Source organism: Lentilactobacillus farraginis DSM 18382 = JCM 14108, from assembly GCF_000583655.1.
GTDB classification, from domain to species: domain Bacteria; phylum Bacillota; class Bacilli; order Lactobacillales; family Lactobacillaceae; genus Lentilactobacillus; species Lentilactobacillus farraginis.
Map to the genome: position 1 here is coordinate 1 of NZ_BAKI01000022.1, position 26,494 is coordinate 26,494.

21 protein-coding genes and 3 pseudogenes are annotated in these 26,494 nt (G+C 42.8%); 11 read left to right on the forward strand and 13 right to left on the reverse strand.

From position 1 onward, the window contains the following. Window positions 1-56: 56 nt before the first annotated feature. From JCM14108_RS15880 to JCM14108_RS08250, 3 genes and pseudogenes are all read right to left on the reverse strand, one after another. Window positions 57-2,156, reverse strand: coding sequence for an MMPL family transporter (locus tag JCM14108_RS15880; protein ID WP_272944525.1), 2,100 nt, complete (start codon window positions 2,154-2,156; stop codon window positions 57-59). A 5-nt stretch (window positions 2,157-2,161) separates the two neighbouring features. Next, a pseudogene (locus JCM14108_RS15885) lies at window positions 2,162-2,728 on the reverse strand (MMPL family transporter); the annotation flags it as partial. A 517-nt stretch (window positions 2,729-3,245) separates the two neighbouring features. After that, window positions 3,246-4,241 carry a LacI family DNA-binding transcriptional regulator gene (locus JCM14108_RS08250; protein WP_035180090.1) on the reverse strand — a complete coding sequence of 332 codons (996 nt, stop codon included), beginning with the start codon at window positions 4,239-4,241 and terminating at the stop codon, window positions 3,246-3,248. Between the two features lie 193 nt (window positions 4,242-4,434). Between JCM14108_RS08250 and JCM14108_RS08255 the strand changes: the two are divergent. Continuing rightward, a pseudogene (locus tag JCM14108_RS08255) lies at window positions 4,435-6,178 on the forward strand (phospho-sugar mutase). 131 nt (window positions 6,179-6,309) lie between these two features. Here the strand turns inward: JCM14108_RS08255 and JCM14108_RS16025 are convergent. Both JCM14108_RS16025 and JCM14108_RS08260 read right to left on the reverse strand, forming a co-directional pair. Then, entirely contained in the window at window positions 6,310-6,750 is a 441-nt protein-coding gene (locus tag JCM14108_RS16025; RefSeq protein WP_369385532.1) for a glycerophosphodiester phosphodiesterase family protein, read from the reverse strand. A gap of 26 nt (window positions 6,751-6,776) precedes the next feature. After that, a complete protein-coding gene (locus JCM14108_RS08260; RefSeq protein WP_304607840.1) occupies window positions 6,777-8,123 on the reverse strand; it encodes a glycerophosphoryl diester phosphodiesterase membrane domain-containing protein in 1,347 nt (448 codons plus the stop codon). Window positions 8,124-8,326: 203 nt separating this feature from the next. On the opposite strand from JCM14108_RS08260, the gene JCM14108_RS08265 reads away from it, so the two are divergent. From JCM14108_RS08265 to JCM14108_RS08280, 4 genes are all read left to right on the forward strand, one after another. Next, window positions 8,327-9,190: a DegV family protein gene (locus JCM14108_RS08265; RefSeq protein ID WP_035180091.1), complete on the forward strand. Its 864-nt coding sequence runs from the start codon at window positions 8,327-8,329 to the stop codon at window positions 9,188-9,190. A gap of 101 nt (window positions 9,191-9,291) precedes the next feature. Beyond that, entirely contained in the window at window positions 9,292-10,686 is a 1,395-nt protein-coding gene (locus JCM14108_RS08270) for a DHA2 family efflux MFS transporter permease subunit (protein WP_035180092.1), read from the forward strand. Between the two features lie 113 nt (window positions 10,687-10,799). Then, on the forward strand, window positions 10,800-11,375 hold the full coding sequence (locus tag JCM14108_RS08275) for a TetR/AcrR family transcriptional regulator (protein WP_081759880.1): 576 nt from the start codon (window positions 10,800-10,802) through the stop codon (window positions 11,373-11,375). Further along, a complete protein-coding gene (locus JCM14108_RS08280; RefSeq protein ID WP_035180093.1) occupies window positions 11,372-11,965 on the forward strand; it encodes an NAD(P)H-dependent oxidoreductase in 594 nt (197 codons plus the stop codon). The genes JCM14108_RS08275 and JCM14108_RS08280 overlap by 4 nt, the downstream gene beginning before the upstream one ends. A 264-nt stretch (window positions 11,966-12,229) precedes the next feature. Here the strand turns inward: JCM14108_RS08280 and JCM14108_RS08285 are convergent. Then, window positions 12,230-13,389 (reverse strand): annotated as a pseudogene (locus JCM14108_RS08285) (RNA-guided endonuclease TnpB family protein). 327 nt (window positions 13,390-13,716) lie between these two features. Here JCM14108_RS08285 and JCM14108_RS08290 point away from each other — a divergent pair. Further along, window positions 13,717-14,286, forward strand: coding sequence for a DNA-3-methyladenine glycosylase I (locus JCM14108_RS08290; RefSeq protein WP_035180133.1), 570 nt, complete (start codon window positions 13,717-13,719; stop codon window positions 14,284-14,286). 110 nt (window positions 14,287-14,396) lie between these two features. Here JCM14108_RS08290 and JCM14108_RS15330 read toward each other — a convergent pair whose 3' ends face one another. Next, window positions 14,397-14,939 carry a hypothetical protein gene (locus JCM14108_RS15330; protein ID WP_237745772.1) on the reverse strand — a complete coding sequence of 181 codons (543 nt, stop codon included), beginning with the start codon at window positions 14,937-14,939 and terminating at the stop codon, window positions 14,397-14,399. A 23-nt stretch (window positions 14,940-14,962) separates the two neighbouring features. Beyond that, on the reverse strand, window positions 14,963-16,255 hold the full coding sequence (locus JCM14108_RS08295; protein ID WP_237745773.1) for an N-acetylmuramoyl-L-alanine amidase: 1,293 nt from the start codon (window positions 16,253-16,255) through the stop codon (window positions 14,963-14,965). A gap of 266 nt (window positions 16,256-16,521) precedes the next feature. Between JCM14108_RS08295 and JCM14108_RS08300 the strand changes: the two genes are divergently transcribed. The 3 genes from JCM14108_RS08300 (at window position 16,522) to JCM14108_RS08310 (ending at window position 18,131) form a co-directional block, all read left to right on the forward strand. Further along, on the forward strand, window positions 16,522-17,247 hold the full coding sequence (locus JCM14108_RS08300; RefSeq protein ID WP_235807193.1) for a surface layer protein SlpC: 726 nt from the start codon (window positions 16,522-16,524) through the stop codon (window positions 17,245-17,247). Window positions 17,248-17,550: 303 nt separating this feature from the next. Further along, window positions 17,551-17,799 (forward strand): hypothetical protein, encoded by a 249-nt coding sequence (locus JCM14108_RS08305; protein WP_035180096.1) that lies wholly within the window; start codon window positions 17,551-17,553, stop codon window positions 17,797-17,799. 68 nt (window positions 17,800-17,867) lie between these two features. Further along, a complete protein-coding gene (locus JCM14108_RS08310) occupies window positions 17,868-18,131 on the forward strand; it encodes a hypothetical protein (protein WP_152536927.1) in 264 nt (87 codons plus the stop codon). A gap of 70 nt (window positions 18,132-18,201) precedes the next feature. Here JCM14108_RS08310 and JCM14108_RS08315 read toward each other — a convergent pair whose 3' ends face one another. The 3 genes from JCM14108_RS08315 to JCM14108_RS08325 all read right to left on the reverse strand — a co-directional run bounded on the left by JCM14108_RS08315 (window position 18,202) and on the right by JCM14108_RS08325 (window position 21,257). Further along, on the reverse strand, window positions 18,202-19,362 hold the full coding sequence (locus JCM14108_RS08315) for an RNA-guided endonuclease TnpB family protein (protein ID WP_035180099.1): 1,161 nt from the start codon (window positions 19,360-19,362) through the stop codon (window positions 18,202-18,204). 317 nt (window positions 19,363-19,679) lie between these two features. Continuing rightward, window positions 19,680-20,567 carry a sensor histidine kinase gene (locus JCM14108_RS08320; RefSeq protein ID WP_152536929.1) on the reverse strand — a complete coding sequence of 296 codons (888 nt, stop codon included), beginning with the start codon at window positions 20,565-20,567 and terminating at the stop codon, window positions 19,680-19,682. A 12-nt stretch (window positions 20,568-20,579) separates the two neighbouring features. Then, window positions 20,580-21,257 (reverse strand): response regulator transcription factor, encoded by a 678-nt coding sequence (locus JCM14108_RS08325; protein ID WP_035180103.1) that lies wholly within the window; start codon window positions 21,255-21,257, stop codon window positions 20,580-20,582. Between the two features lie 135 nt (window positions 21,258-21,392). On the opposite strand from JCM14108_RS08325, the gene JCM14108_RS08330 reads away from it, so the two are divergent. Continuing rightward, window positions 21,393-22,310 carry an ABC transporter ATP-binding protein gene (locus tag JCM14108_RS08330; RefSeq protein WP_035180105.1) on the forward strand — a complete coding sequence of 306 codons (918 nt, stop codon included), beginning with the start codon at window positions 21,393-21,395 and terminating at the stop codon, window positions 22,308-22,310. Window positions 22,311-22,312: 2 nt separating this feature from the next. Then, window positions 22,313-23,083, forward strand: a complete 771-nt coding sequence (locus JCM14108_RS15335; protein WP_035180106.1) for a DUF2705 family protein — start codon at window positions 22,313-22,315, stop codon at window positions 23,081-23,083. 12 nt (window positions 23,084-23,095) lie between these two features. On the opposite strand, the gene JCM14108_RS08340 is transcribed toward JCM14108_RS15335, so the two are convergent. Together JCM14108_RS08340 and JCM14108_RS08345 are read right to left on the reverse strand one after the other, a co-directional pair. After that, the gene (locus JCM14108_RS08340) at window positions 23,096-24,313 is read right to left on the reverse strand and encodes an ArgE/DapE family deacylase (protein WP_035180108.1); all 1,218 of its coding nucleotides are present in this window, start codon (window positions 24,311-24,313) and stop codon (window positions 23,096-23,098) included. 423 nt (window positions 24,314-24,736) lie between these two features. After that, a complete protein-coding gene (locus JCM14108_RS08345; protein WP_035180109.1) occupies window positions 24,737-26,362 on the reverse strand; it encodes an ABC-F family ATP-binding cassette domain-containing protein in 1,626 nt (541 codons plus the stop codon). Between the last annotated feature and the right edge of the window lie 132 nt (window positions 26,363-26,494).

Sequence of the window (26,494 nt, forward strand, 5' to 3'; positions counted from 1 at the left end):
ATTTAAAATCGGTTGACAGAAACCATCTTTAAGGCTCTGTCAACCGATTTTATTTATTATGGTTTATCTACATTATTTTGAGAACGGGTTGTCTGTCGATGCTTGAAATGAAGTTGTTTGAAATTAAAGCCTTCATACGTTAACCTCATCAGTCCGGGCATAATCGACGGTACGACGACCCCGAAAATAATCAGTCCAAAGATTACCGCAATCGCCACTTGAATCAGCGTCAAGACACCTGAAGAAATCAATGAAGCAAAGGTAACGCCAATCACTACAATCGCAAAAATAATCACGGTTCCGATTAAAATGGCGGCGTTGATCATTCTACCAGCTGACTTACCGGTGCCTTCGGTCTGACGGTATTTCATTAACAGATAAATACTGTAATCAATGCCGAAAGCCAATAACATCATAAACGTCAGGAACGGCATATCGGCAGTTAACCATTTCTGGCCAAGGAATTGCTGGCTGAACCATCTGGTAAACCCAAGCGCCATCAAATAGGTAACGGCTAACGAGCCAAGCAGATAAACCGGCTGTAAAATTGATCCGGCTACCAGCATCAAAATTAGTGCTGCCGCGATGCCAAGTATGATGGCAACCCGTTTAAAGCTGGCATGAGCAATCTGCTGGTTATCAGCAACTACCGATGAATAACCGCCGGTCGCAACCGTCGCGCCCTTCAGCTGAGTTCCTCTTAAATCATAATTTACCTGGTTCTCCAAATCCTGAACCAAATCAATTGATTTCTTGGAACCCGGTGTGGCATTTAAAACAACATCAATCCGAGTGGTCTTCTCGTTATCGGATAGATATTCACCAATTAACGTCTTAAAATAATCTGCGTTAATGACGTTATCCGGAATATAAATCGTATCGCCAACTGAAGACTTAGCCAAAGCCTTTAGGAAGTTATTCGAGTTTGTCAGGGAGCCATTCAAGCTATCCAGCGTAGATGCATAGCCACGAACTTGATTTTGAACATTTTGTAATTCAGATTTAAACGAATTGGTGGTTGAATTAATTGAATCCGTCTTCAACCCAATGTTGGATAAGGCACTGTTCATTTGGGTTTGCTGCTGCTGATCATTCAGTGCCCGACTCAAAGCCTCTGTCACAACTATCCGCTGCACTCTGGTTAGCCGTCTTCTGTGTTGACTCTTCAGCTTTTGTTGAAGCTCGTCGACAACCTGGGCCGGTGTTGAGAAGACGCCGCTGTTGTTAAAGTCGTTTTGAATCCCCGAAACCATCGACGTAATTGATTGCGCGTCACCGGTCAGTGAATCCAAGCCGTCCGTTGGAATCGACGTATCTTTCAACTTCTTAGAGGTATCGCTCATCCCGCTTGAAACAGCGTCATTGTCACCGGTTAGTGTATTCAGCTGCTGATTGACATAGAGTTGTTTTAACGGTTCTCCATGAGGTTCAGTAGCTGAATTAACACTGTGAATCCCCTTTTGATCGCGTAGCTGCCGGGTAATCGTTTCGATTTGCTGCAAATCGGTTTGGTTCCGTAACCCATGATCGGATTTAATATAAATCGAAACCGGCGCGTTCATCCCGTTGGCATAATGTCGATTAACAATTTGATAGCCGGCCTTGGCTGGATACTTTTGAGTAATCTCAGCTGCGGCATTATGGTTCAAATGTTTCTGGTTCAATAAAACAAACGGCGTTGCGATAATAATTGCAATTAACAAGGCAATTACCGGATGGGCAGCCGATTTAGTTGAAAGAAAGCCCCACGAACGACTGTAATTATGGGCATCCAAATTCGTCGACGGCCAGAAAAGGCTCTCACCCATCAGGAATAAGAAGAACGGCGTAAACGAAATCGATACCAGCAACAGAACCAGGATACCAATTGCGATGCCAGCCAATGATTCATACAGTGAATAGTTGGCAAAGCCCAATAAACTAAACAGGATAATTAGTGTCAGGCTGGCAATCAAAATTGTCTTCCCAGCCCTTTTGCGGGCAGCCAGCGTTGCCGCCAACTGGTCACTGCCATCCCGCAGCTGCTGCTTAAACTCGGTAATCAGCAAAATACTAAAATCGGTTCCCAGTCCCAACAGCAAAATCAGCATGGCAACCTGCGTAAAATTGGAGAACGGGAAATGGTAACGAGCAACCAGATTCAAAACAATTGCCATTGAGATTAAATAGCAATGCCCGTTGAAACAAGTGAAACAACCGGAATAATCAATGATCTAAACAGCAAAATTAATGTCAGCAGAATAATAACTACGGCAATAATTACTGTTTTTAAAAGACCGGCTTTGGTTGCCCGCTGCGTGTCATTAACAATACTCTCGGGGCTGGTTATGTAAGTCTTAACGCTGGCTGTTCGAACCGCCCGCTTCAACTTGGCATCCATCTGATTAACAGAATCCCGCTTGCCAACATTCAATTGTGCCAGCATTGTCGTACCGTCTTTAGAATTTAAATCAGCTGAAACAGTCGGATCACTGTTTAGGCTGTCAGAGTTGGCCGATGCCGATGATGTGCCGGGCATGCTTTGGGATGAACTTGGAACAGCAGCCGTACTCTGCGCGTTTGAAGGCTGACTGATCGCAGCTGCTGAATCAGTACTCGGCTTAACGATATTTTTAATGTCATACTGGTCTTTTTTATTCTCAAGATTGGTTAGTGTGTTATTAATTTGGCTTTTCTGGATATCATTCAGTTTTGTTTTACCATTACTGAAAACAACCAACACCTGTCGCGTATCGCTGAGCTTTGGACCCCAGTTATCCTTAAGGGTATTAGCAGCCTGACTTTGGGCAGACTTGGTAGTTTCGTCTGGCCGTGACTGGCAACCAAATTAAGTGAATTCGGCATCACAAAAATGGCCGCAATCGCGACAACTACCCAAGCAATAATGATACCAATGTATTTTTTGAAGAATTTATTCATGTCTTTCTCCTTATCTTCCCAATTATTTATTCGTCCCGACTGCTAAAAAGCAAATCCCCCTAAGCACCGGTGGTAAAGATTTCTTAGTTATATGTATAAGCCATAACGCAAAGCATAACAAAGCTGATGCATTTACGCCGGCCGAATTAAACAACAAACGCCCTACCTGTCAATATATCATAACGCTTGGTTAAGTTACAATAACACATATATAAATTATAATTGTAATCACCAATAAGTCAATGATAGATCTGCTTCAAGTGCCCGTCTAACAACAAAAGCACGCCTCAAAATAAATGAAAAATTAATTTCAGGGCGTGTTATGGTTACAAGCTTGATTCACGTTTTATAAATCGATTACCAACAATCACCTTTTGCGGTGTATGATTGTCATCCTCGTCATCTTCGATTGCATCGACCAGTGAAACGGCAACCTCCCCCATTTTACCGGTATCAACTTTTATAGAAGTTAATGAAGGAATTACATATTTGGCAACAGCGGTATCATTAAAGCTGACCAGACTGACATCTTCCGGGACCCGAACGTGGTTTTCATGCAGCGCCTTTAATGCACCTACCGCCATAGCGTCATTAGCAATGTACAGTGCGTTGGGGAAATCCTCGCGATTGGCTTTAAGCGCATTGTTCACTAAATCAAACGCCGATTGGATGGTAAAATCGCCTACAAAAACGTTTGCCGGATCATATAATGAATGATCTTCCAAATAATTCTTAAAAACATCAAACCGAGGATCCATGATCTTTAATCGATGATCACTGGAATACTCAACGCCCGACAACATCCCAATTCGTGTCAGTCCGTTATCAACAAAATATTTCAAGACGGTTTTGGTTGCGTTTTCAAAGTCAGTCACCACGCAATCATAGCCCTTGGCCAAAGTATCGAAATCAACAAAAATAACGTTTGGCGTAACTTTCAGCATGCTTTTAATCTGGCGGTCACTAAACTTGCCAATTGCAATAATTGCCTTGACATCCCGAATGTTTGCCAGGGAATCATTGGCGAAGAACCGGTGCACCTTATAGTGCAGCCGCTCGGCTCGTTTTTCAGCTCCCATCCGAATCGATAAATAGTAAAGATCGTCTAATTCCTGCTGCTCCGTATACCACTGAACAATTGCAATATTATCCTTGACACTGCCGGCTTTTTTCTTTTTGGTGTACGCCAAATCTTCCGCGACCCTGAAAATCTTCTTTCTGGTCGTATCACTAACCGACAGTGTCTTATCGTAATTTAAAACCCGGGAAACCGTCGTGATCGAGACGCCCGCTTTTTTTGCAATATCTTTAATTGTTGCCAAAAATAAGCCACCTCTTTTTTCCAAAAAATAATTATCGTTGTTTTTAAAATAATTTACTAAAATAAATATATTTTCTTTTACTTGATAAGTCAAGGATATTGCGATATATTGGCATTTTCAGCTAGTAAAAATGTTGACGAAAAGCACGTAAATTTTTATAATGAAGCTGAACTAATAAAGGGAGGTCCATCTCGTGAACGACAATATTGAACACGCTTACCAAGAATGGTCTAAACAACCAAACTTACCAGAAAACATTGTACTCGATTTAAAGAAACTGCAAAATGACCCAAAACAACAAGAAGATGCATTCGGCACATCCCTATCCTTTGGAACTGCCGGCATGCGGGGGATCCTGGGCGCCGGAACGAACCGGATGAATATCTATACGGTTCGTCAGGCAGCTGAAGGATTGGCTTCGTTTATGGACACACTGGATGAAGCTACCAGAAAACGTGGCGTTGCCATCAGCTTTGACTCGCGGTACCACTCAAAAGAATTCGCGCATGAATCCGCCAAAGTATTGGGTTACCACAACATTCCGACTTTCGTCTTTGATGATATCCGGCCAACACCGGAATTGTCATTTGCTGTTCGTCATTTACACACTTATGCCGGTATTATGATTACGGCAAGCCACAACCCAAAACAATACAACGGTTTCAAGATCTATGGCGAAGATGGCGGCCAAATGCCACCGAAGGAATCTGATTTAATCACTTCCTATATTAGAAAGCACAGTGACTTATTTGCTATTCAGGTAAAGCTCGAACAGGAACTGCGTGAAAGCAAAGTCATGAAGTTAATCGGCGAAGATGTCGATATTGCTACTTAAACAATGTCAAAACCGTCAATATCGATCACGATTTAATCCACACCGTGGGTAAGGATATGAAGTTTGTTTATTCACCACTTCACGGAACCGGTAAGGTAATCGCCCGGCGCGCCTTGGAGGAAGCTGGTTTCAACAACTATGTAGTAGTTCCCGAACAAACCATTGCCGATCCCGAGTTTCCAACCACACCATTTCCAAATCCCGAATTTCCACAAGCCTTCGACTCGCCCGTAAGCTCGGCAAAAAGGTATCGGCCGATATTTTAATCGCCAGTGACCCGGATGCCGATCGATTGGGTGCCGCGGTTCGCCAGCCGGACGGCAATTATCAATTGTTGAGCGGTAATCAAATTGCCAGCGTATTACTCAATTATATCCTATCTGCCAAGAAAAAAGCGGGTTCTCTGCCGGAAAACGGCACAATTGTTAAATCAATTGTTTCAACCGACCTGGCCGTTAAAATTGCAGCAGATTATGGTGTTGCCACCAACAATGTTCTGACCGGCTTCAAATTTATCGCCGAGGCGATTCACCATTATGAAACCGAACACGATCACACTTTCCTGTTTGGTTTTGAAGAAAGTTTTGGCTACCTGATCAAGCCGTTTGTCCGTGACAAAGATGCCATTCAAACAGTTCTATTACTGGCTGAAGTGGCAGCTTATTACAAGAGCCAGGGTAAGACACTGTACGATGGCGTTCAAGAGATGTTCAAGAAATATGGTTATTACGCTGAAAAGACTGTCGCAAAAGAATTTGACGGTCTCGACGGAAAAGATAAGATGGCTCATATTATGACTGAACTTCGTGAAAACCCACTGACTGAATTCAACGGCCACCAGGTTGTTCGTCACGCCGACTATAACGCCTCGGTACTCACCGACAAAGACGGCAGCCAGGAACCAATTAACCTGCCGAAATCAAATGTATTGAAGTACTGGTTGGATGATGAAACCTGGTTGGCAGTCCGACCGTCCGGAACCGAACCCAAAGTAAAATTCTATCTGGAAGTTGTTGACAAGAACCAGTCAGCCGTCGATGCTAAACTTAATAGTTACGTTGACGCATTAGATAAAGAAATTAACCAGTTGATTAACCACTAGGACCTGTCGTTCATACTAATTTAAAATTCAGATTAAGTTAATAATCATGAACGTTTCAAAAAGCTTCACTGAAAACCATCGGTAAAAACCGGGGGATTCGGTGAAGCCTTTCTATTTGCCGGTCTGTCGCGCTAGTTTTGAGGCATCCCTTCACTATCACTGACATCCTGCAATTCGTTCGAGTAAATCAACAAACGCTGGGCATAACTCGGATGATCAAACGTTGTCTCAAGATTAACCTGTAATTCATGCAGATTATCCGTAATAATCCCGTCAACGTTCAAAAAAATCATTCGGGTCATATCGTCATCATCATCAACGGTCCAGGCAAAGACCTGTTGGTGACGGTCATGGGCCTCATCTACAAATTCCTGATTCAAAGTGGTTTCTTCCATTGTGTAGGCATTGGCCTTGGTTTCGGGAAATGAAAAGTTAAACGGTAGAATATAGCTGACAAACAGCTTGGGGGCCTGCTTCTTCAAGCCGCTGATCACATGATAATCCAGTGAATGAATTCGGTCATGGTCACGTAAAAGTCGTTTTTCGTAGCGTTTAATGAATAATTGCAACATATTGGCACTATCATATTTAGTCGTTTTTATTTCAACCAGCAGTTTTTGGTGGTCACGCTCGGCAGCGGACAAGTATTGGTCGAAACCGGCAATGTGGCTGAATGCCCATTTTCATGAACCTTTAGTTTTATCAGCTGCTTTAATGTCAGCTGATGAGGGGCCTTATTTACCCCGGCCAAATCTTTTAAATTTTCGTCGTGCATCACAACAAACTGCTGGTCTTTGGTTTCGTGGATATCCATTTCAACGTAATCCGGTTTCTCCCGGCTGGTTTTATTCAGCGCTGGAATTGTATTCTGAACGCCATTTCCATTGTCAACGCCCCGGTGAGAAATCGTTAACGGGCGATTTAGTAGCGCTCCCTGTAAATAAACGGCGTTAAAAGTAACTTCCGCGCCCAGAAAAAGCAAAACCAAAAAGGCAGCTGAAAGCCGGCGACGATACCGGTGCCGGTTGGGACGATCAGCGACAGCCGGTGACAATTTTGGTAAATCACGGTCATCTAAATTAAAGATCAGCACCAAAATGAAAACAACCAGGCTAAACGCGCCAATAATATACTGCCAGATCGACAACAAGCCCATATTAATAACCGCACTGATAAAAGCAACAACGTTGTCTTTTTGATCAAAGTAAACCTGAACCTGGTAAAGCACCCCGGAAAGCAGGGTTGTTGTCAACACGCTGATTGCCCCCAACACGACAATTCGCCAAAAGAATCGCCAGCTGTTATGTCGGGTCATCTGCCAACTCCTTTTAGCCGCCGCAAATCCATGCTGTCGATTTAAAATCATTAACGGTAACACTTCGATAAGTCGAATTCCCAAATAAAAAAGCAACAAATAAACCAGCCCAACCAAGCTGATTAACAGCCAGCTTTTATCAACAGCTTCAAAAATGAAGGCCGGCATCTGGACCTTGGATAACAGTGGTGAATTCAAATAAATGTCGGATAATGGCAATACCAGAATGAAATAGCCCAAAAAGAACAGAAAGCTGCCCACTCTCAAATGCCCCAAGTTTTTAACCGCCAACCAGGCAACACCGGGCAAGTGTTGATTTTGTTTTTTAGCAATGTTTTGAATACCAAACAACAAGAACGCAAACTGCCAAAAGACCAGTGCCAAAATAATCACCAGCAAGATCAGCAGTTCACCGACTGCGACCGGCTTTTTGGTCAACAACCAACCCACATTGGTGTACGACAAATACGGTACGCCATTTGAGCGTAAGATTAAGCCGGTAAAAAAAGTGGTTAACGGTACGACAATGCCCAACATCAAAAAGTTGATTGCAACCACCAGGATGGTGTAGGCACCCCAATTTCTAAAAAATGTTTTAAATGCTCGTCTTAAAAGTGGTTTTCTTTTCACTTCGATTCATCCCCCAATGCTTCGATTAAGCGTCCGTTCAAAACTGGTTTCATCATACACAGATTGCTTTAGTTGAATCAATTAATTCGCTTTGATCGGGATATTTTTTTATTGTCGGTAAAACTCTCCTGTGACATCTTGAACGATTCGGGTTAAACTAAGTGGGTATGGTGAACTCAAAGAAATCGTTACAGGAGGATTAAATGAAAACCGCAGTCATTACCGACAGTGCCAGCTATTTGGATCAAAAAACTGCTGCTAAATATGGCATTAAGGTCCTACCAATTACCATCATTTTCGGTCTGTCAGAGTATCAGGATGGTGTCGACATGACATCACGCGAATTTCTCGAAAAATTGGCCGATGCTGATCAACTGCCAACAACCGCCCAGGTAACGATGCATCAAATGCAGGCCGCTTTTGATGAACTGAGTGGTGCCGGCTATGACGAAGTGATCTGTGTTAACTTGTCTTCCGGGATTACCAGTTTTTACAACAATCTGGTCGCTTATAGCAAAACCGTCACCAACATTAAAGTCTATCCATTTGATTCTAAAATTGCCAGTGCCGGCGAAGCTGATTTGGCACTATTAGCAGGGACCATGGCGCAGAGTGGCGAAAATGCCAAGACAATTTTACCGCGACTAGTTGAACTTCAAAATTCCATTCACGTTTCACTGGTCGTAGACAACTTGGATCACCTGACACGAACGGGCCGTATTTCAAATACATCTGCCTTTGTCGGCAATCTGCTGCGCATAAAGCCGATGCTGACTTTTAATGAAGCCGGTCAAATCGTACCACTTGGAAAAGCCCGGACGATGAAACAAGCTCTGGCAAAAATCCTCAACGAAATCGAAGCATCACTGCCTGATTTAAACGGCCAGATTCGCATTTCAGTCGCTGATGCCGACAATCCCAAAACCAGTCGGCAATGGGTAGCTGCTATCAAAGAACGCTTTGCCAACGCGGCCATCAGTACTTATCGAATCAGTCCCGCCATTACCGTTCATACCGGCAAAAATGCCATGGGCGTTGTTTGGGACTATGATTGGGAAGCTATGTAATGTTTAAAGTATCAATTTTTCTTAAATATAACCGGGCCGCGGCAAAAGCTAAAATTTGCCTGCGGTCCTTTATTATCAATTTTTAATATGGAGTGATTACTTTGGAAGAAAAAATTAGTCATCAAACGCTGCTGGCATTACTTGCAGCAGCATTACTTTCGTTTACAGGTATCCTAACCGAAACATCTATGAACGTAACCTTTCCGGAATTATCCCGGCTATTTAATGTGACGCTTGATACAATTCAATGGTTAACAACCGGTTACCTGCTGATGGTAACGGTTGTGATGGCAACGACTGCCTACCTGCTTAAAAAGTTTCGGGCTAAAAGCATCTATATATTTGCAGCTTGTGCATTCTTTGCCGGCGATCTGCTCTGTGCGATCGCCCCGAGTTTTCCAATTCTCTTAGTTGGCCGCCTAATCCAAGCTATTGCAACCGGTCTTTCTACACCACTCATGTTTCACATTATCTTTACCAAAATTCCCAAGAGCCGAATTGGATCAATGACGGGGCTTGCCGGAATGGTTATCTCATTGGCGCCGGCACTTGGACCAACTTATGGTGGCGTTATTTCCTCAATCACTTCGTGGCGGTTGATTTTCTGGTTAATCCTGCCAATCGTCTTAATTGGCTTATTCTTGGGAACCCGCTATATTAACATCGCACCGTTTGGAACCGATGAATCGTTCGACTTTTTAAGCCTGCTCTTTCTTGCCGGCACACTAACAGCCTTTGTTTACGCTGTTAGTAAAGCCGCTTCAGCCAGCTTACTTAGCCTATCCGTCCTACTACCGATTTTAATCGGATTTATCTGCCTGATACTATTTATTCTAACAAATACCCATGGCACAAACGCCCTGATGGACTTAAGCATTTTTAAGCAGCCAACAACATCACTTTCGGCTTTTACCTACTTCAGCCTCCAATTCATCAATATCGGCATCTCGTTTGTAATTCCGGTTTATTGTCAATATGTCTTACATACGTCCGCTATGATCGCCGGTTTAACATTACTACCGGGCTCGATTATCGGTGCGTTAACTTCGCCACTAGCCGGTCATATTGCCGACTCCCACGGATACGCGCTGCCAATTATTATCGGACTGAGCTGTTTAACACTTGGCAGCCTAATCTTTTTAATCACCCAGCAATGGTTAACGGCCCTATTGGTAGTTTTGGCTTTCTGTGTGTTGCGTTTTGGCTTTAATATGGGCTTTTCAAATTCAATTTCCAATGCTTCCATGAATGTTCCCAGAAAAAATACGGCTGATGTTAATTCATTTTTCAATATGCTCCAACAATTTGCCGGCTCTATCGGCGTTGGGATTATGGCCGCTATCATGGCGGCTAGTCAAAACAGTGGCGCCGGCTCCTTTAGCCAGCGTTCTTATAACGGCGGTCACTATGATTATCTGTTCGTAACGCTATTGAGTATCTGTGCATTGATTGCGGCTGTTATTAATTTTCGGATTCAAAGGTCAAAACAGAAATAATGCCATTTTAAATATTAATTACGATTAATAATCCTCGGCATAAAATTAACCGGGGATTATTTACAAGCATAGGATAACAGTGTTATCTTTTGATTATACAAGGAGGTGGTGATATGGCCGGCAAAACCAACCACACAAAAGCTGACATTATTGCTTTAACAATCCGCGAAATCAAGGAAAATGGTGCCGCGTCAATCTCATTAAGAAAGCTGCTGGCAAAGCTGCATCTGACTACCGGATCCTTTTATAAGCATTTTGATAACAAAGACGATCTTTTTCGAACCGTCACCGCGATACTTTCCGAAAGAATCAGTCAACTGGCTCGCCAAGCCACTAACGGGAATACTCAAAAGACGCCACTGATCCGATTAGTTGATCTTGGCGAATTTATTATCATGCAGTTCAAACAGCAGCCCAACTTAATGACTTTTCTATTTTTTAATCATAGTATCCAAAATCTGTATCGAAACGGCGCAATTGATCAATTTCCGTTACTGATCGATACCCGAAAATTAATCGAAATAATCATTAACACCTACCCAACAAATGATTCGGAAGACACGCTATTTATTAAAGTCTGGGCATTTATCCAGGGTTACGCAATCCTGATTCAAAGCGGCGTGGTCCAGTACAATCGGAATTTATTGCTTACTACTGCCAAACAAATGATTGGAGATAATCTAAAATGAAAAAAATCGTACTTATTTACTGTCATCCTTATAATCAAAGTTTCAACCATGCTGTTTTCGTTCAACTTTTACACAATTTAACTCGCCAACACATAACAACCGACGTGATCGATTTATATGCCGATCACTTTAATCCTGTCTATGATTTAGAAGAGTTACGCCTATTTCACGATGGTAAAACCCACGATCCATTGGTAACCAAATACCTTAACCTGTTGAAAAGTGCTGATGGGATTATCTTTGTTACCCCAATCTGGTGGAACGAACTGCCAAGCATGCTGAAGGGCTTTATTGATAAGGTCATGAAAGAAGGCGAGGGACTTTCACATACGGTAACCAAAACCGGTATTCGTGGTGAGTTGACTAACCTTAAGCGGGCATACGTCTTCACCACTTCTGCCTCCCCCACCTTCTATCTTCAATTATGCTGCGGCAACGCTATTAAGAAAATCTTTATCAAGGTCACGCTAAAACAGTTAGGCATTAAATCCGGCATTTGGTACAATCTTGGTGGCATTTCTAATGCTCCGGCCGCCAAAAGACAGGCTTATTTGAAGAAATGCGGTGAGATGACCTTTGATTTTAGCTAAAAATAGCGTTTCATTTTTAGTGAACTAGTTTACGAATCCGTTTATAATTAGCTTAAACGGGTCTTTTAGAGGTAATTATTATGCGGGAAAAAATTCAATCATCCGAAAATCATTGGGTGATGTTTTCACTATCATTTAAATAACATGTGAACTACTCGGCCATGAATGACCGAGCTTCTGGGAACACGAAGTAGTATTTAGGCTGTTACATCGGTATGCCGAACACCTAACTTACAGAACCCCGCTCTCTTACCATGCTAGTCCCTAACCAGTAGCTTTTAAGCCGCGCTTCAGGATATTAACTGCCGCATTAATATCCCGATCATGATGGGTTTGACACTGATGACACGTCCATTCTCGAATTGCTAAGGGTTTGGCGCCGCCATTGTGTCCACACGATGAGCAGATACGGGAAGTGTTGTTGGCACTGACCACTACTAACCGTTTCCCATACCAGTCACACTTATATTCAAGCATGGTCCGGAATTGATACCAACTGGCGTTAGCAATGGCCTTAGCGAGGTGGTGATTGCGCATCAGATTTTTGGTTTTCAAATCTTCAATCACAATCACATCGTACTTCCTAACTAAGGCTGTCGTGAGCTTGTGCAGGTAATCCTTGCGCTGGTTGGCAATTTTAGTTTGATAACGGGCTTTGGTCATTTTGGCCCGTTGCCAATTTTGGTAATCATTGAGTGCCATTTTGGACAGTTTATGATGATGGTTCCATTGGTGCATCGCAACGGTAGCCTGGTGCCTGCGTCGACTGAACTTGGCCTGCCACCGTTGGGCTTGCTTTTTCAGCCACTGCGCATTGAACGTCCCATACTTCACCCCGGTGGAATCAATCGCTAAATCAGAAACGCCCAGGTCTAAACCGACCTGCTGATTGGTCTTCGGTAGGTCATGAACCTCAATTTCCACCTGCAGGGAAATATAGTAACGGCCGGTAGATTCGTGGCTAATCGTGTAGCGCTTAATTTTAGCGTTAGCCAAACGACCTGTCTTGCTGGTGCGAATACTGCCGATTTTTGGCAGTTTTAACCGTCGTTTGGCTTCTACCAAACAGATTGAGCGGCCCGTATAGGCTTGCTTGGCACTGTGCCGGGATTTGAACCGGGGATGGCCACCCCGATGTTGGAATAAGTTCTGATAAGCCAGCGCCAGATTATGGTTAACCACCAACAAGCTGGTAGCATCGCTTAACTTTAAAAAGGGGTACTCTTTCTTGAGCGGTTTCAGCAGATAGTTCATATCGTATTCGCCAACGAACCGACTGGCCGGATTGTTTTCATACCGCTGGTTGGCCATGGCTAACATGTGATTCCAGACAAATCGATCATTGCCAAACATTTGCCATAATAAATTGATTTGCGCTCGGTTGGGGTATAAGCGTAGTTTAATCCTTTAACCACCATCGTCATACGGGGAACCTCCTCTCTATTTTTTGTTTGCTGACCTTGCTAAGTAAGATTCTTGATCATAACCGGTCCATTGCCAGTAACGTGCTTTTAATCGCGAATCCCGATAATCCCGATAAGCGGCCATTTAGTTAATCCATAGAAACTTAGCTTAACTATTATAACATATGGTCATTGTTGATACACATATATATTTTAGGATGTTTCCAACATTTATTCATTTGATAATTATTAGAATTGCTTTTTTAAATGCAAAAAAGGGCAATTCATCACGTCCTTAAAAGAACGTGTTTCCTTTCCTTATATCAAAAATATTACGGGAGATTTTATATTGTGAAACAAATCCATCGATGTTCATGGGCAAATACCGAAAATCAATTATTAAAAGACTATCACGATCAGGAATGGGGTCGTCCCTGCCACGATAGTCAAAAATTATTTGAACTGCTTTCCCTTGAAATTATGCAGGCTGGGTTGAGTTGGCAAACCATCTTAAATAAACGGGCAGCTTTCAATCAAGCATTCGACCACTTTGATTATCGACGTGTCCGAAAGCTTATGCCAAAATTGCCGGAGCTGTTAACTAACGCGGCCATTATCCGAAACCGGCGAAAATTAATCGCCATAATCAACAATGCGCAAGTCATCTCGCGGCTTGCCGATGAAGCCCAGACATTCGATAATTACATTTGGCGGTTTGTCGATAACGTTCCAATCCGGCACCATTATCAAAGTCACGATGAAATTCCTGCCACAATACCGCTGGCTAAAACCATTAGTAAACAAATGAAAAATGATGGTTTTTCCTTTGTCGGACCAGTAGTTATTTACTCGTTCATGCAGGCAGCCGGGATTGTTAATGACCATGAAACCACTTGTTTTCTGTACAGGCAGTCTTAGCTTTATCAGCAAATTCACCAATTTAAAGGGCAGTCAATCACGTCTCAAATGAGATATGGTCGACTGCCTTTTAATTATCCTTACTCACATTATTTAAAATAGAACCAGCTTTATTGATCTACGACATCTACATCAGTTGCCTTTACAAATCCAATCCGGTGATTAAATTGAACTTGCACATACTTTGTATTTTCTTTAATGACATTCTTGGCCGTATTGGAATTGAAATGGGAGTTAAAGTAATCTGCCGTCATTTCACCGCCGAACACATATTTTTGACCAGCCGGCATTTCATATAACGGAGTTGCTTTAGTACCCGTAACCTTGTTTTTCTTTAGAATCGAATTGTCCGGATAGGCGCTGCCATATACCGGAATGGCCTTGTCATTCTTGGGAGTTACCAGTTTACCTGCTGCGGCCGTTGTATTGGCATTATCCGGATTATAGAACCATGCGGCCTGACCACCGTAATCAATTTCCGTCCAATCACCGGATTGGCCAACCTTATAGAATTGCTGACCAGTAACAGCTTTGTCCGCCCAATCATCTTTCTCGGTTGTCCCAACGGTACTATTTGAAAAATCTTTATCGGCAATCAACTCACTGTCAAAGCTTGGCTGCTTGTACAGGTATACAAAGTTGGACCCTTTCAATGGCAAAGAAACCCCATCATCGGTTACCGTTTGCCTGAATCAGTCGTAAGATTATGAGCCGGATCAGGGGTAATGGTTACAACATTCCCATCTCCCTGACTATCTTTAAAATTAACACCTAACAGTTCAAAATAGTGCTGCCAGTTCCAATAAGTTCCCGGATCCCAATGCATTGTTTTCTGATTAGCAGGTGTTAAACCGGGGACGTTATCATGACCAATGATATGCTGGCGATCCAATGGAATGTGATACTTGGCAGCCAAATATTTTACCAGCGCCGCCGAAGAACGGTACATGGCTTCCGTAAACCAATAACCGCCAACCGCCGCATACCCTTCATGCTCGATGCCAATCGAATGTGAATTAATATACCAATTACCGGCATGCCAAGCAACGTTTTGGGGTTTTACCATTTCGGCAATTGTTCCCTGTTCGGAACTAATCACATAGTTGGCCGACGTATAACTCGGTGTTGACGCAAATAAATTAGTCGCTTCGTCAAAGGTCGTTTCGGTATTATGGATGACAATATAATTGATTTTCAACCCGTCATTTGGTCGATCTGCCAAATCGTAATTACCATAGTCACCTTGACTATCAAATTCTTTGTATAAAGCCGGCACCCATTCAATCGGTAAACCTTCCGGGCCATCGGTGGTAGTCGGCATTGACACCAGCTTTAAGCTTTCAGACTGACTCTTTACCGGTGCTACCGATTGGGCCGCAATTGTAACGCCATTTTTCGTAACCCCGGTCTTAATTGTGCGATAAACGTTGTCGGCAAAAAATGCCGCAGCTTCTTCAGTGGTATCCTGACTGTATTTTTCAACCGCGCCATACCAAAGATTTAAATCACTGCTTAATACATAGCCAAGTTTCTTTTGATAATCAGCCAGCAATGCTGCTCCGCCGGCAATATTAGCAGCATCATTGGTTTTTAGTTTGGTTACCGATATTCCGGTAAGTGCAGCCGCCTTGTTTAAGGTATGCAATACCGCTGTGTTCGGTATCGATTGCGTCGTTTTACCAGCGTTGGAGACGTCCCCGCTGGCTGCGTCCGTCAAGTGCATAACCCCATATCCGCCGGCAACACTTGGTTTGCCGTTATGGTTCTCAAAGCGGGTCTCATTATAGGAAACTGCCATTAAAACTTTAACCGGAACTTGATATTTCTCAGCCGCTTTTTGGAAATCCCGCTGAAGAGATGATTGACTATCTGCTCGAGCAGTCGTCATCACCCCAACCATTAAAATTATCCCTAATAACATGCCGCCAAAAACTAAATACCATTTTTTTAAAACGCTGTCTTCTGTCAAAAAAACGCCCCGCTTTCTGAATAGATATCCGTTAAACAACTCCAGATTGTTTAAAACTAGGATACACCGATTTCATTCAAAAATACATTCAAAATTAGAATGTTTTTAATTTTTCGGGGATAAAGTGGTTTTACAGGCATCCTAAATGTTATGTAAGCTGACGTAGATTAGCCCCTAAAATTAAATTCTTTTAATTTAAAATAGCTTTCGATTCAAATTCAGTGTATACTTTTGGCATAATTATCATTTGGATTGGAGGAGATCTTTTGAAAAAACATTTAACCTGTATGCAAGTAATCCTAACTACCATTGTATTTCTATTGGTAACTGGTTATGGATTTTCTACCACTGCAGCCGCGTCATCAACAGTGATCTCAAACGAGCCGTTACAAACGGCTACCAACACCCGTAACTACCTGCCAACCGGAACACAGCCACTTTATAACAAAATTCCCGGACAGCAAGGTGCTAAAATCAGTGTTAAAGCAGCCAACCTAAAAGCACAGGCCACAGCGACTGATCAGGGACAAACCTATTTTCGTGGTTATCGGGTTGCCCAGACTAGCGACGGTAAATTTTATATGAAAGTTGTTTCATTCGATAAAACCTATCGCGGCTGGATCTACATTGGTACAACCAATCCAACAACCGATTCAAGCCACGTAACCGAGGGGGTAAATCCGGTCCAAACTTTTAAAACTCAAGCTCCCTCAGCGGTTATTACAGATACTACCTTCTACTTCACAACACCGAAGGCCTCAACGTTAACTTATACAGCACCTGATTGGACACAATATAAAGTTGGTCGCAATCTAAACGCAACTACTGCTTATGTAAATGATGCTTTGAAAGTCACGCAAATGGGAACCAAGCAGAACAACCGTGACGGTAACGCAACCTATTATTACGTAACGGACACTGCCCACCCTCAAGTTAACGGTTGGGTGAAAGCATCCGCAGTAACAACTGTTAAACCAAATTTTAATTACTGAAACAATTCGTAAGCGTTAAGAGTGGGACGAAAGTCGGTTGGCTTCCCGAGCATAAAAGGTTGCCTTTTGGTGCGCGTTTTTGCCCGATAATCATTGTGATTACACACACGGGACTGGGACAAAATTACGCTTGTCCCAGTCCCGCTAATTTACAAGGTCAAAATCCCGAGTTTTCAAAAATCGGAAACCAGCAACTTGGTTTGCATTTAAAAATCAAGGAGAAACAATTAACGCCACCTTCAATTATTGGTACCATCGTGTTACGATTTTAGAAACAATCTTACTAATTTGGAGGAGAGTTAAATGAAACCAATCCGAAACCAAGCGATTTTTCTCAGCTTTTTAGCGATTAGTGTTTTAGTTACCGGCGGCCATTTCTATTTGGATACGGCTAGCGCAAAGGCTGACTTCCACATCAGTCATCAATTTGATGTGCCGCAGGTTAGTTCATATTCCTATAAAGAAACCAGCCACACAACTTACCAAGCAAACCTAGACAAGTTACCCATTATGTTCAGGGACCAAAAACAATTTCCGCCCACAACCTCGTAATCCAACCCGATTTTAGTGTTGGCAATCCAGCTGCACAAAACGCTATTAAGGCCGGCACTACAATTCAATTGAAAACCAGTAAAGCTGTGTTAGCGACATACACTTTTAAAGTGAAATCCGGGCATCGAGCCGCTATATTCTTCTATCCACGGATGATGAAAACAACCGGTACGCTAATCAACAAGTCTGAGGGTTACGATTACACAATCAAAAAGAAAGTTGTTGCCCGTGGTCCGGTTTTGCTTAGCACCGGCGAAGCTGACGGCACGTACAAGCTGGTTTATGTGAACTACTCGGCCATGAATGGCCGAGCTTCTGGGAACACGAAGTAGTATTTAGGCTGTTACATCGGTATGCCGAACACCTAACTTACAGAACCCCGCTCTTTTACCATGCTAGTCCCTAACCAGTAGCTTTTAAGCCGCGCTTCGGGATATTAACTGCCACATTAATATCCCGATCATGATGGGTTTGACACTGATGACACGTCCATTCTCGAATTGCTAAGGGTTTGGCGCCACCATTGTGCCCGCAAGCTGAGCAGATTCGGGAAGTGTTGTTGGCACTGACCACCACTAATTGTTTCCCGTACCAGTCACACTTATATTCAAGCATGGTCCGGAATTGACACCAACTGGCGTTAGCAATGGCCTTAGCGAGGTGGTGATTGCGCATCAGATTTTTGGTTTTCAAATCTTCAATCACAATCACATCGTACTTCCGAACTAAGGCCGTCGTGAGCTTGTGCAGGTAATCCTTGCGTTGGTTGGCGATTTTAGCCTGATACCGAGCTTTAGTCATTTTCGCCCGTTGCCAATTTTGATAATCATTAAGTTCCATCTTAAGCAATTTATGATGGTGATTCCATTGGCGCATCGCAACGGTAGCCTGGTGCTTGCGTAGGCCGAACTTGGCCTGCCATCGCTGGGCTTGCTTTTTCAGCCACTGCGCATTGAACGTCCCATACTTCACCCCGGTGGAATCAATCGCTAAATCAGCCACGCCCAAGTCTAAACCGACCTGCTGATTGGTTTTCGGCAGGTCGTGAACTTCAGTTTCGACCTGTAGGGAAATATAGTAACGCCCGGTGGCATCATGGCTAATCGTGTAGCGCTTAATTTTACCGTTGGCCAAACGGCTCGTCTTACTGGTCCGAATACTGCCGATTTTCGGTAATTTCAACCGCCGCCTGGCTTCCACGAAACAGGTTGAACGGCCCGTATAGGCTTGCTTGGCACTGTGCCGGGATTTGAACCGGGGATGGCCACCCCGATGTTGGAATAAGTTCTGAAAAGACGTCGCGAGGTTATGGTCAACCACCAAAAAGCTGGTGGCGTCACTTAACTTTAAAAAGGGGTACTCTTTCTTGAGCGGTTTTAGCAGATAGTTCATGTCATATTCGCCAATGAACCGACTGGCCGGATTATTTTCATAACGCTGGTTAGCCATCGCTAACATGTGATTCCAGACAAACCGATCATTGCCAAACATTTGCCACAATAAATTGATTTGCGGTTGGTTGGGGTATAAGCGTAGTTTAATCCCTTTAACTACTGTCGTCATACGGGGAACGAACCTCCTCTCTATTTTTTGCTTGCTGACCTTGCTAATTAAGATTCTTGATCATGACTGGTCCCTTACCAATATCACGCTTTTAATTGCGGATCCCGATAAGCGATTATTTAGTTAATCTAAGGAAGCTTAGCTTAACTATTATAACATATAGTCATTGTTGATACACACATATATTTTAGAATATCTTCAACTTTTATTGATTCAGTAATTATTAGAACCGCTTTTTAAATGCGAAAAAGGGCAATTCATCACGTCCTTAAAAGAACGTGTTTCCTTTCCTTATATCAAAAAATAATTCAAACTTCTCAAGTCTGCAATGATTTTAATGTCACTGTCACCCGAAACCAGCCATCTTCACTCGTTAAATGTAGTCGCCCACCAAGCGTTGTTACCAATGATTGGACAATACTAAAACCCAAACCAACGCTTTGATTGGTTCTGGATTGATCAGCCGTATAAAACCGATTCAGTAATTGGGCGGGATCCTCAGGCAAATGGTCCCCCAAATTTGCAAATTCAATTTTAATATGCGTATCATCAACAGGCGCCAAGGTCACTTGAGCCTGTTTTTGGCCGTACTTTAAAATATTTCCGATTAAATTCTGACAGATTCGGGTAAATAAGGTTGCATCAGTTTGTAGTACAACATTCGGCTTGATGTTGAGCGTCATTTTCAAGGAACGTTTCGTAAACTCATCATAATAATTAAACAGTTCGTTTTCCAATAACTGCGAAATGTTTACCGATTTTAATTTAAGAACGATACTTTTTTCCCGCATGAGGTTAAAATCCATTAAATACCGCAAATAATAGTTAACGGCTTCCAAATTACTTTCGATTCGCTTTAAGCGTGGTTTTTGAACTGAAGTTGCCGATTTAGCCATCAACTGAACATACCCCATTGAAACAGTTAATGGGGTTTTAATATCATGGGTCAAGTTAGTTAACATTGTTCGAATTTGATTTTCCTGATGGGCTTGGTCCTGCTGTAGCTCCCGACTGACTTTGAGACTAAGATTACTCGCCTTAATCAGGTCACGAATAATCGGAAAATTTGTATTAGCCGTTACAAAACCATTTGTTGTATGTTCATTAATATAGATCAGCTCCTTCGTTACCCGCCGAACATCAATAATAATGAGCAACAAAGCGCCGGCCAAGCCCAGGCAAATAATCCCCAAAATTATGATCATCATCGCTACCCCCTAATCAAACCGAACACCAATCCCCCAAATAGCGTTTACATATTGGGAGTCAGTTAATAAGTCACTAATTTTTGTCCGTAAATTACTCAAATGGACATTCAACGTATTCTCAGCATTCACGTAAGGTTCACCCCATACCGTCTCGTAAAGTTGCGCCTTTTGAAAAACCTGATGGGGGTGGGCAATTAAAATTTGAAGTAGCGCAAACTCTTTTTTAGGCAGAATTAGTTCATGACCGGCAACCAATACCTGATGCGTTTTCTGATTCAAAGAAACCTTCCCATACGTCAATACGGCAGCTTGTGGCTGAGAAGCCCGATTAGACCGTAATTGTACCTTAACTCTGGCGATCAGCTCATCAATATCAAAGGGCTTGGTCAAATAATCATTAGCACCGTTTTCAAGTAGTTCAACAATCTTTTGTTTCTCTTGAATTGCCGTTAATACCAAAACGGGAACTTGAGATGTCTTGCGAAGCGTTTTTAGGACACTTTCTCCCATAATTCCCGGTAACATAAGGTCCAGAATTACCAAGTCAGGTTGTGTCTCGCGAAACTTGGAAAGGGCACTAACACCATCAACGGCTTCAATTATCTGATAGTCCTGAGCTAAAACATCTCGTAATAAATCCCGAATATCCCGATGATCTTCAACAATCAATATGGTTGCAGCAGCCATAAGCACATCCCCCTTTATATAAGTTAAGTGTACCGCTTTAGGGTGATTGCCACAATTTAGGTTTAATTAAGGTTTCCTTATGATCAGACTTAAGAATCCACCCGTATGATAGAGATTGAAAAGGAGATGAAGCTCATGAACACCACAATTTTGACGATTGACCACGTCAGCAAGCATTTTGGTCATTTTCAAGCTTTGAATGATGTCACATTTTCAATCAATCGCGGTGATATTTACGGGTTAATTGGCGAAAACGGGGCTGGGAAAACAACTCTGATGCGCCTGATTACCCACCTTTCACCACTTACTGAAGGTAAAATCACGCTCCTTGGCGAACCGGCTACCCATTATCAACAGGCACTTAAACACGTGGGCGCTGTTATTGAAACGCCGGCCGCTTTTAAGAAGCTAACTGTTCGCCAAAATCTTAAATTGGCAGCCATTCAACATGGCATTCAAAATAAAAAGTTGATTGACCAAACAGTGGCTTTTGTAGGGTTGTCAGCTAAGCAAAAAACGAAGGCTGGTCATTTATCATTGGGCCAGCGTCAACGGCTCGGACTCGCCCTAGCTCTGTTGCCGCAACCGGATTTCCTGATTCTTGATGAACCGATCAACGGCTTGGATCCATCCGGAATTGTTGCTTTTCGAAAATTATTAAAAGAATTAAGTCAGGAACGAAACACGACCATTCTTATTTCCAGCCATATTTTATCCGAATTATATCAAGTTTCAACCAAGTTTGGCTTTATCCATCATGGTAAATTTATTAAAGAAGTCACCAAAGAAGCGTTAGATAAAGAAAATCAGTCAGGCATTCTAATAGATGTCAATGACGTTAAAATGGCCGCTCAGTTACTGGACAATGATCATGTAGGAACATTTTCAGTCCTAAATGATCATCAGGTCCTCCTTCATGATCTTTCGATTGATACCGCTCAACTCAATCAGGCAATGGTAACCAGTGGAATTGCAGTTGCCGGAATTACCCGCCAAGAAGGCTCGTTGGAGCAATATTACACCCGGCTGTTGCAACACCAAGGAGGTAAATAACCATGATTAATCAATTAAGAGCTGATTTTTACCGGCAGACCCATACGTTTGGGCATTATTTACTGATGGTGTTAGTCGCCGCTTTCAGTATTATCACTGTTTACTCCAAAAATGTTGGTGGTATTATGGTTAGCGCGCCCGAGGATTACCTGGGTCGCTTAGCCGGCATGAAATGGACTTTATTATCCGGAACCCGGGGATTAACCATCTCTTCCAGTGTACTAATGTATGCATTTATCAGCATTTTTATCATGGTAATCGGTTACGAATTTAGCCAGCAAACCTACAAAAACACCCTTGTTTCAGGGATTTCCCGCTCCGGATTTATTATCGCCAAGTTTATGACAATGCTGCTGGATATTTTTTTCCAAGTACTGGTCTTTTATATTGCGGGGATTCTTACCGGCATTGCCATGGGTCGAAAAACCGGTACCGACTGGGGAAACCTTTTTAGTACAACCTTATTAACGGCCATTATCGTTGCTTTCTTCATCAGTGTCGTTTTCAGCATGGCAATTGTTATTTTAATTTTAACGGGTTCATTGATTGGAAGTGCGGTCTTTATCGTTGCTTTCCCCATGCTGATTACGATTCTCAGTTCAATCACTAACTGGAGCTGGTTAAAATACATTGATTTCTTTAGTGTTACTGTTAAGATCAGTTTAAAAGAAATCACCGTCAATCAATTTCAGCCATATATCTGGACAAGCTTTGCGATTCTAGCCGTTTGTTTTGGATTGGCGCTAACTATCATCAAGCGAAAAGAACTATGAGTAATTGTAGGGCTAGCTAGCAGCCTGCCTTGCGGAATGAACCTGCTGATCAGCAGCAGACCTTGCTAAGCGATCTGTTCGACTGGCAGCTTTGAAGTACTTGACCGCCACATCTTCATAAGCGGCAATCACCTGATAGAAGCCACTTAGGGTCGTATACTCATCCACTTGATGGGAAACCGCTTTTTCATCGGGGCCCAAAATCACAACCGGCATGGTTGGATTTCCTTTAATAAAGACACTGGCATCAGTAGCGCCATTTGTGATTTCCAACCCGACTTTTCGGCCCACAAACGCATCGGCTGCTGCCTGGTTAACCAACTTGACGAAAGAATTATTTGGTGCTGTTTCAACCGGTCGAAAGCTGTGAATTAATTCGAATTCCAGATGGTAAGTTGTCTGTTGATTGATCTGCGCAATTGCATTTTGGATTAATGCAATCACCTGCTGGTTATCAAAGCTTTGCGTTGGTCGAACGTTTCCCGATAATTCTGCATAATCAGGAATCGTATTCACCTGTTCGCCACCGCCAATAACTGTAATACTATGCCTTACAGCTCCTAAAATCGGATCGCTTGGTGCCTGATAAAAGAGGGCTTTCTCTTCAGCAGCAAACTGTAACAACCCCGAAATGGCATTCACTCCCTGCGCTGGCCGGGCGCTGTGCGCTGACTGGCCATAGCTTTTAATTCGATAATTCAAACTACCGGAATGCGCGTAAACAACCTGCCCATCGGTTGCTTCACCCACCAGCAGAGCGGATAAGTCGTCAGCAACACCTTGTGCCAACAGCCGGTTTGCGCCGGGAGTACCGTATTCTTCGCCGGCAGTGGCAATAAACCGAAGTGTGCCCTTAATTTCTCGCTGTTCATGTAATTCAATGAGTGCAATCACTTGGGCAGCCAAACCACTTTTCATGTCGGCGGCTCCACGGCCATATAATTTATCACCCGCAACTTCAGCCGCAAACGGGGCATGCGTCCATGCTGATTGATCACTCACGTTAACGGTATCCTGATGGCCGGTAATTCCCAACACGTCATCAGTTTCTTTCAATCCGATTTCGGCAACCAAGTTAGCCCGGTTATTGTCAAAACGGTCAATTCGATAAGGAATTTGATGCGCTTTGAAAAGACGCCCAATATACGTCGCGGTTTCAAGCTCGTTACCATTTTCAGTGTTAATTTGAATTAAATCTTTTAAAACTTGAAGTTGTTCGTCTTTTCTCATTGCTGTCAGCCTCCAAATACCTGCCGCTTCTGCCGGTTTCTCACTCATTTTAATTGCAAATGCAAAAAATCCGTCCCTGTATTTTTAATAAATACAGGGACGGATTTTCCGCGTTACCACCCTTCATCGTGACCACTTTACAGTCGTCACCTCAGCAACTCACACTTAAGCTGTGTAAGTTCGGGAACGTAACGTGTCCTCACGTAGCATCGCTTTCACGTGTCTAATGCTCGGAGTTCATCTTCATTAACCTTTCAAAGCCGCCCTTTCACCAACTGACGGTCGCTTTCTCTTCTACTCAGTTAACTACTCTTCTCTTCATCGCAATTTATGTTAAGCAAAAGATACGCCTTACTGGCGAATTTGTCAACCAAAGAATCCCAATAGAAGGTGCAAAGATGACAATTTTAAAATAAAAATCAATTAATCATACAAATCTGCTAATTTCTTCTGAACATCCGGATGGTTAATAAACGCATCGTAAGTCGTATCAGCCTTATCAATTAGGCCATTATTCGATACTTCAATGATGTGGTTGGCAATCGTCTGGATAAATTCATGATCGTGGGATGTGAATAGAATCGCACCCGGAAAACCTACCAAACCGTCATTCAACGATGTAATGGATTCCAAGTCCAAATGATTGGTGGGGTCATCCAACAACAGCGTATTGCCTTTTTCCAACATCATCTTGGACAACATACACCGCACTTTTTCACCACCGGATAAGACCTTAACTTTTTTGTTAACATCATCACCGGAAAACAACATTCTACCCAAAAATTGGCGAAGAAAGGCGTCATCATCACTGCCCTTTGGCGCGTATTGACGCAGCCAGTCGATAATCCGTAAATCGTTATTGTTGAATTCCGAAGCAAAGTCCTTTGGCATTGCCGACATTTTAACGGTTTGTCCCCAGGTAACCTCACCGGTATCCGGTTGCAGTGTTCCCGCCAAAATCTGCATCAGCGTAGTGGTTGCCAAATCATTTCGGCTTACAAATGCCGTCTTATCGCCGGGACGCAACGTAAAAGTAACGTTATCCAAAATTTTAACGCCATCGATTGTTTTTGACAGCTTATCCACCCGCAATAAATCATTTCCAAGTGGCCGCTCCTGCTCGAATTTAATGAATGGGTACTTTCTTGACGATGGTTTAATATCATCAAGGGTGATTTTTTCAAGCTGTTTCTTTCTGGAAGTTGCCTGTTTGGATTTAGAGGCATTGGCACTAAAGCGGGCGATAAACTCTTGCAATTCCTTTACTTTTTCAGCCTTTTTGGCATTTGAATCAGCTTTCATTTTGGCAGCCAATTGACTGGACTGCAGCCAAAAATCATAATTTCCCACATACATTCTGATTTCACCAAAATCAACATCGCACATCATCGTACAAGTCTGATTCAAGAAGTGGCGATCATGAGAAACAATAATCGTAATCTTAGGATAGTCAGCCAAGAAATTTTCCAACCAGTCGATTGTGTAAACATCCAATCCATTAGTCGGCTCATCAAGCAAGAGAATGTCCGGTTCACCGAAAAGTGCCCGGGCCAATAAGACTTTCACTTTCTGCCCTTCTGTTAATTCGCTCATCAATTGCTCGTGAAGACTCTCGGCAATCTCCAAGGACTGTAATAGCTGTGACGCATCCGATTCGGCATTCCAACCGTCCATTTCAGCAAATTCTGCCTCCAGATTGGCTGCTTTAATGCCATCTTCGTCGGAAAAATCCGCTTTGGCATATAAGGCATCTTTTTCCTGCATGACATCATACAAATGTTCATAGCCTTGAATAACCGTCTGCATCACGGTTTGATCTTCAAAGCCATAATGGTCCTGACTTAAACTGGAAATTCGTTCGTTTTTATCAACGTGAATATCACCCGTAGTCGGGGATAGTTTGCCTTCCAAAAGTTTGAGAAAGGTGGATTTACCGGCACCATTTGCGCCGATTACACCGTAGCAGTTCCCCGGCGTAAACTTTAAATTCACATTTTCATACAGCTTTTTGCCTGAGAGCTGTAAACCCATCTCTGAAATTGTAATCATTAATTTTTATTCCTCACGTTTCACTATCGTTATCAAGCAAAGAGGCTGCGGCAACTTTACTTGTCCCAGCCTCAATCATCTTAAGCTAATCTATCATACATATGCCGGATTAGCAATCCTAAAACGGCCTTC

What these genes read in the sequence shown, in the direction of transcription:
- JCM14108_RS08275 (WP_081759880.1), top strand. Translation starts at nt 10,800, where the DNA reads ATGGCCGGCAAAACCAACCACACAAAAGCTGACATTATTGCTTTAACA.
- JCM14108_RS15335 (WP_035180106.1), top strand. Translation starts at nt 22,313, where the DNA reads ATGATTAATCAATTAAGAGCTGATTTTTACCGGCAGACCCATACGTTT.
- JCM14108_RS08345 (WP_035180109.1), bottom strand. Translation starts at nt 26,362, where the DNA reads ATGATTACAATTTCAGAGATGGGTTTACAGCTCTCAGGCAAAAAGCTG.
- JCM14108_RS15880 (WP_272944525.1), bottom strand. Translation starts at nt 2,156, where the DNA reads ATGGCAATTGTTTTGAATCTGGTTGCTCGTTACCATTTCCCGTTCTCC.
- JCM14108_RS08330 (WP_035180105.1), top strand. Translation starts at nt 21,393, where the DNA reads ATGAACACCACAATTTTGACGATTGACCACGTCAGCAAGCATTTTGGT.
- JCM14108_RS08265 (WP_035180091.1), top strand. Translation starts at nt 8,327, where the DNA reads ATGAAAACCGCAGTCATTACCGACAGTGCCAGCTATTTGGATCAAAAA.
- JCM14108_RS08315 (WP_035180099.1), bottom strand. Translation starts at nt 19,362, where the DNA reads ATGACGACAGTAGTTAAAGGGATTAAACTACGCTTATACCCCAACCAA.
- JCM14108_RS08320 (WP_152536929.1), bottom strand. Translation starts at nt 20,567, where the DNA reads ATGATCATAATTTTGGGGATTATTTGCCTGGGCTTGGCCGGCGCTTTG.
- JCM14108_RS16025 (WP_369385532.1), bottom strand. Translation starts at nt 6,750, where the DNA reads ATGTTGCAATTATTCATTAAACGCTACGAAAAACGACTTTTACGTGAC.
- JCM14108_RS08340 (WP_035180108.1), bottom strand. Translation starts at nt 24,313, where the DNA reads ATGAGAAAAGACGAACAACTTCAAGTTTTAAAAGATTTAATTCAAATT.
- JCM14108_RS08325 (WP_035180103.1), bottom strand. Translation starts at nt 21,257, where the DNA reads ATGGCTGCTGCAACCATATTGATTGTTGAAGATCATCGGGATATTCGG.
- JCM14108_RS08280 (WP_035180093.1), top strand. Translation starts at nt 11,372, where the DNA reads ATGAAAAAAATCGTACTTATTTACTGTCATCCTTATAATCAAAGTTTC.
- JCM14108_RS08305 (WP_035180096.1), top strand. Translation starts at nt 17,551, where the DNA reads ATGAAACCAATCCGAAACCAAGCGATTTTTCTCAGCTTTTTAGCGATT.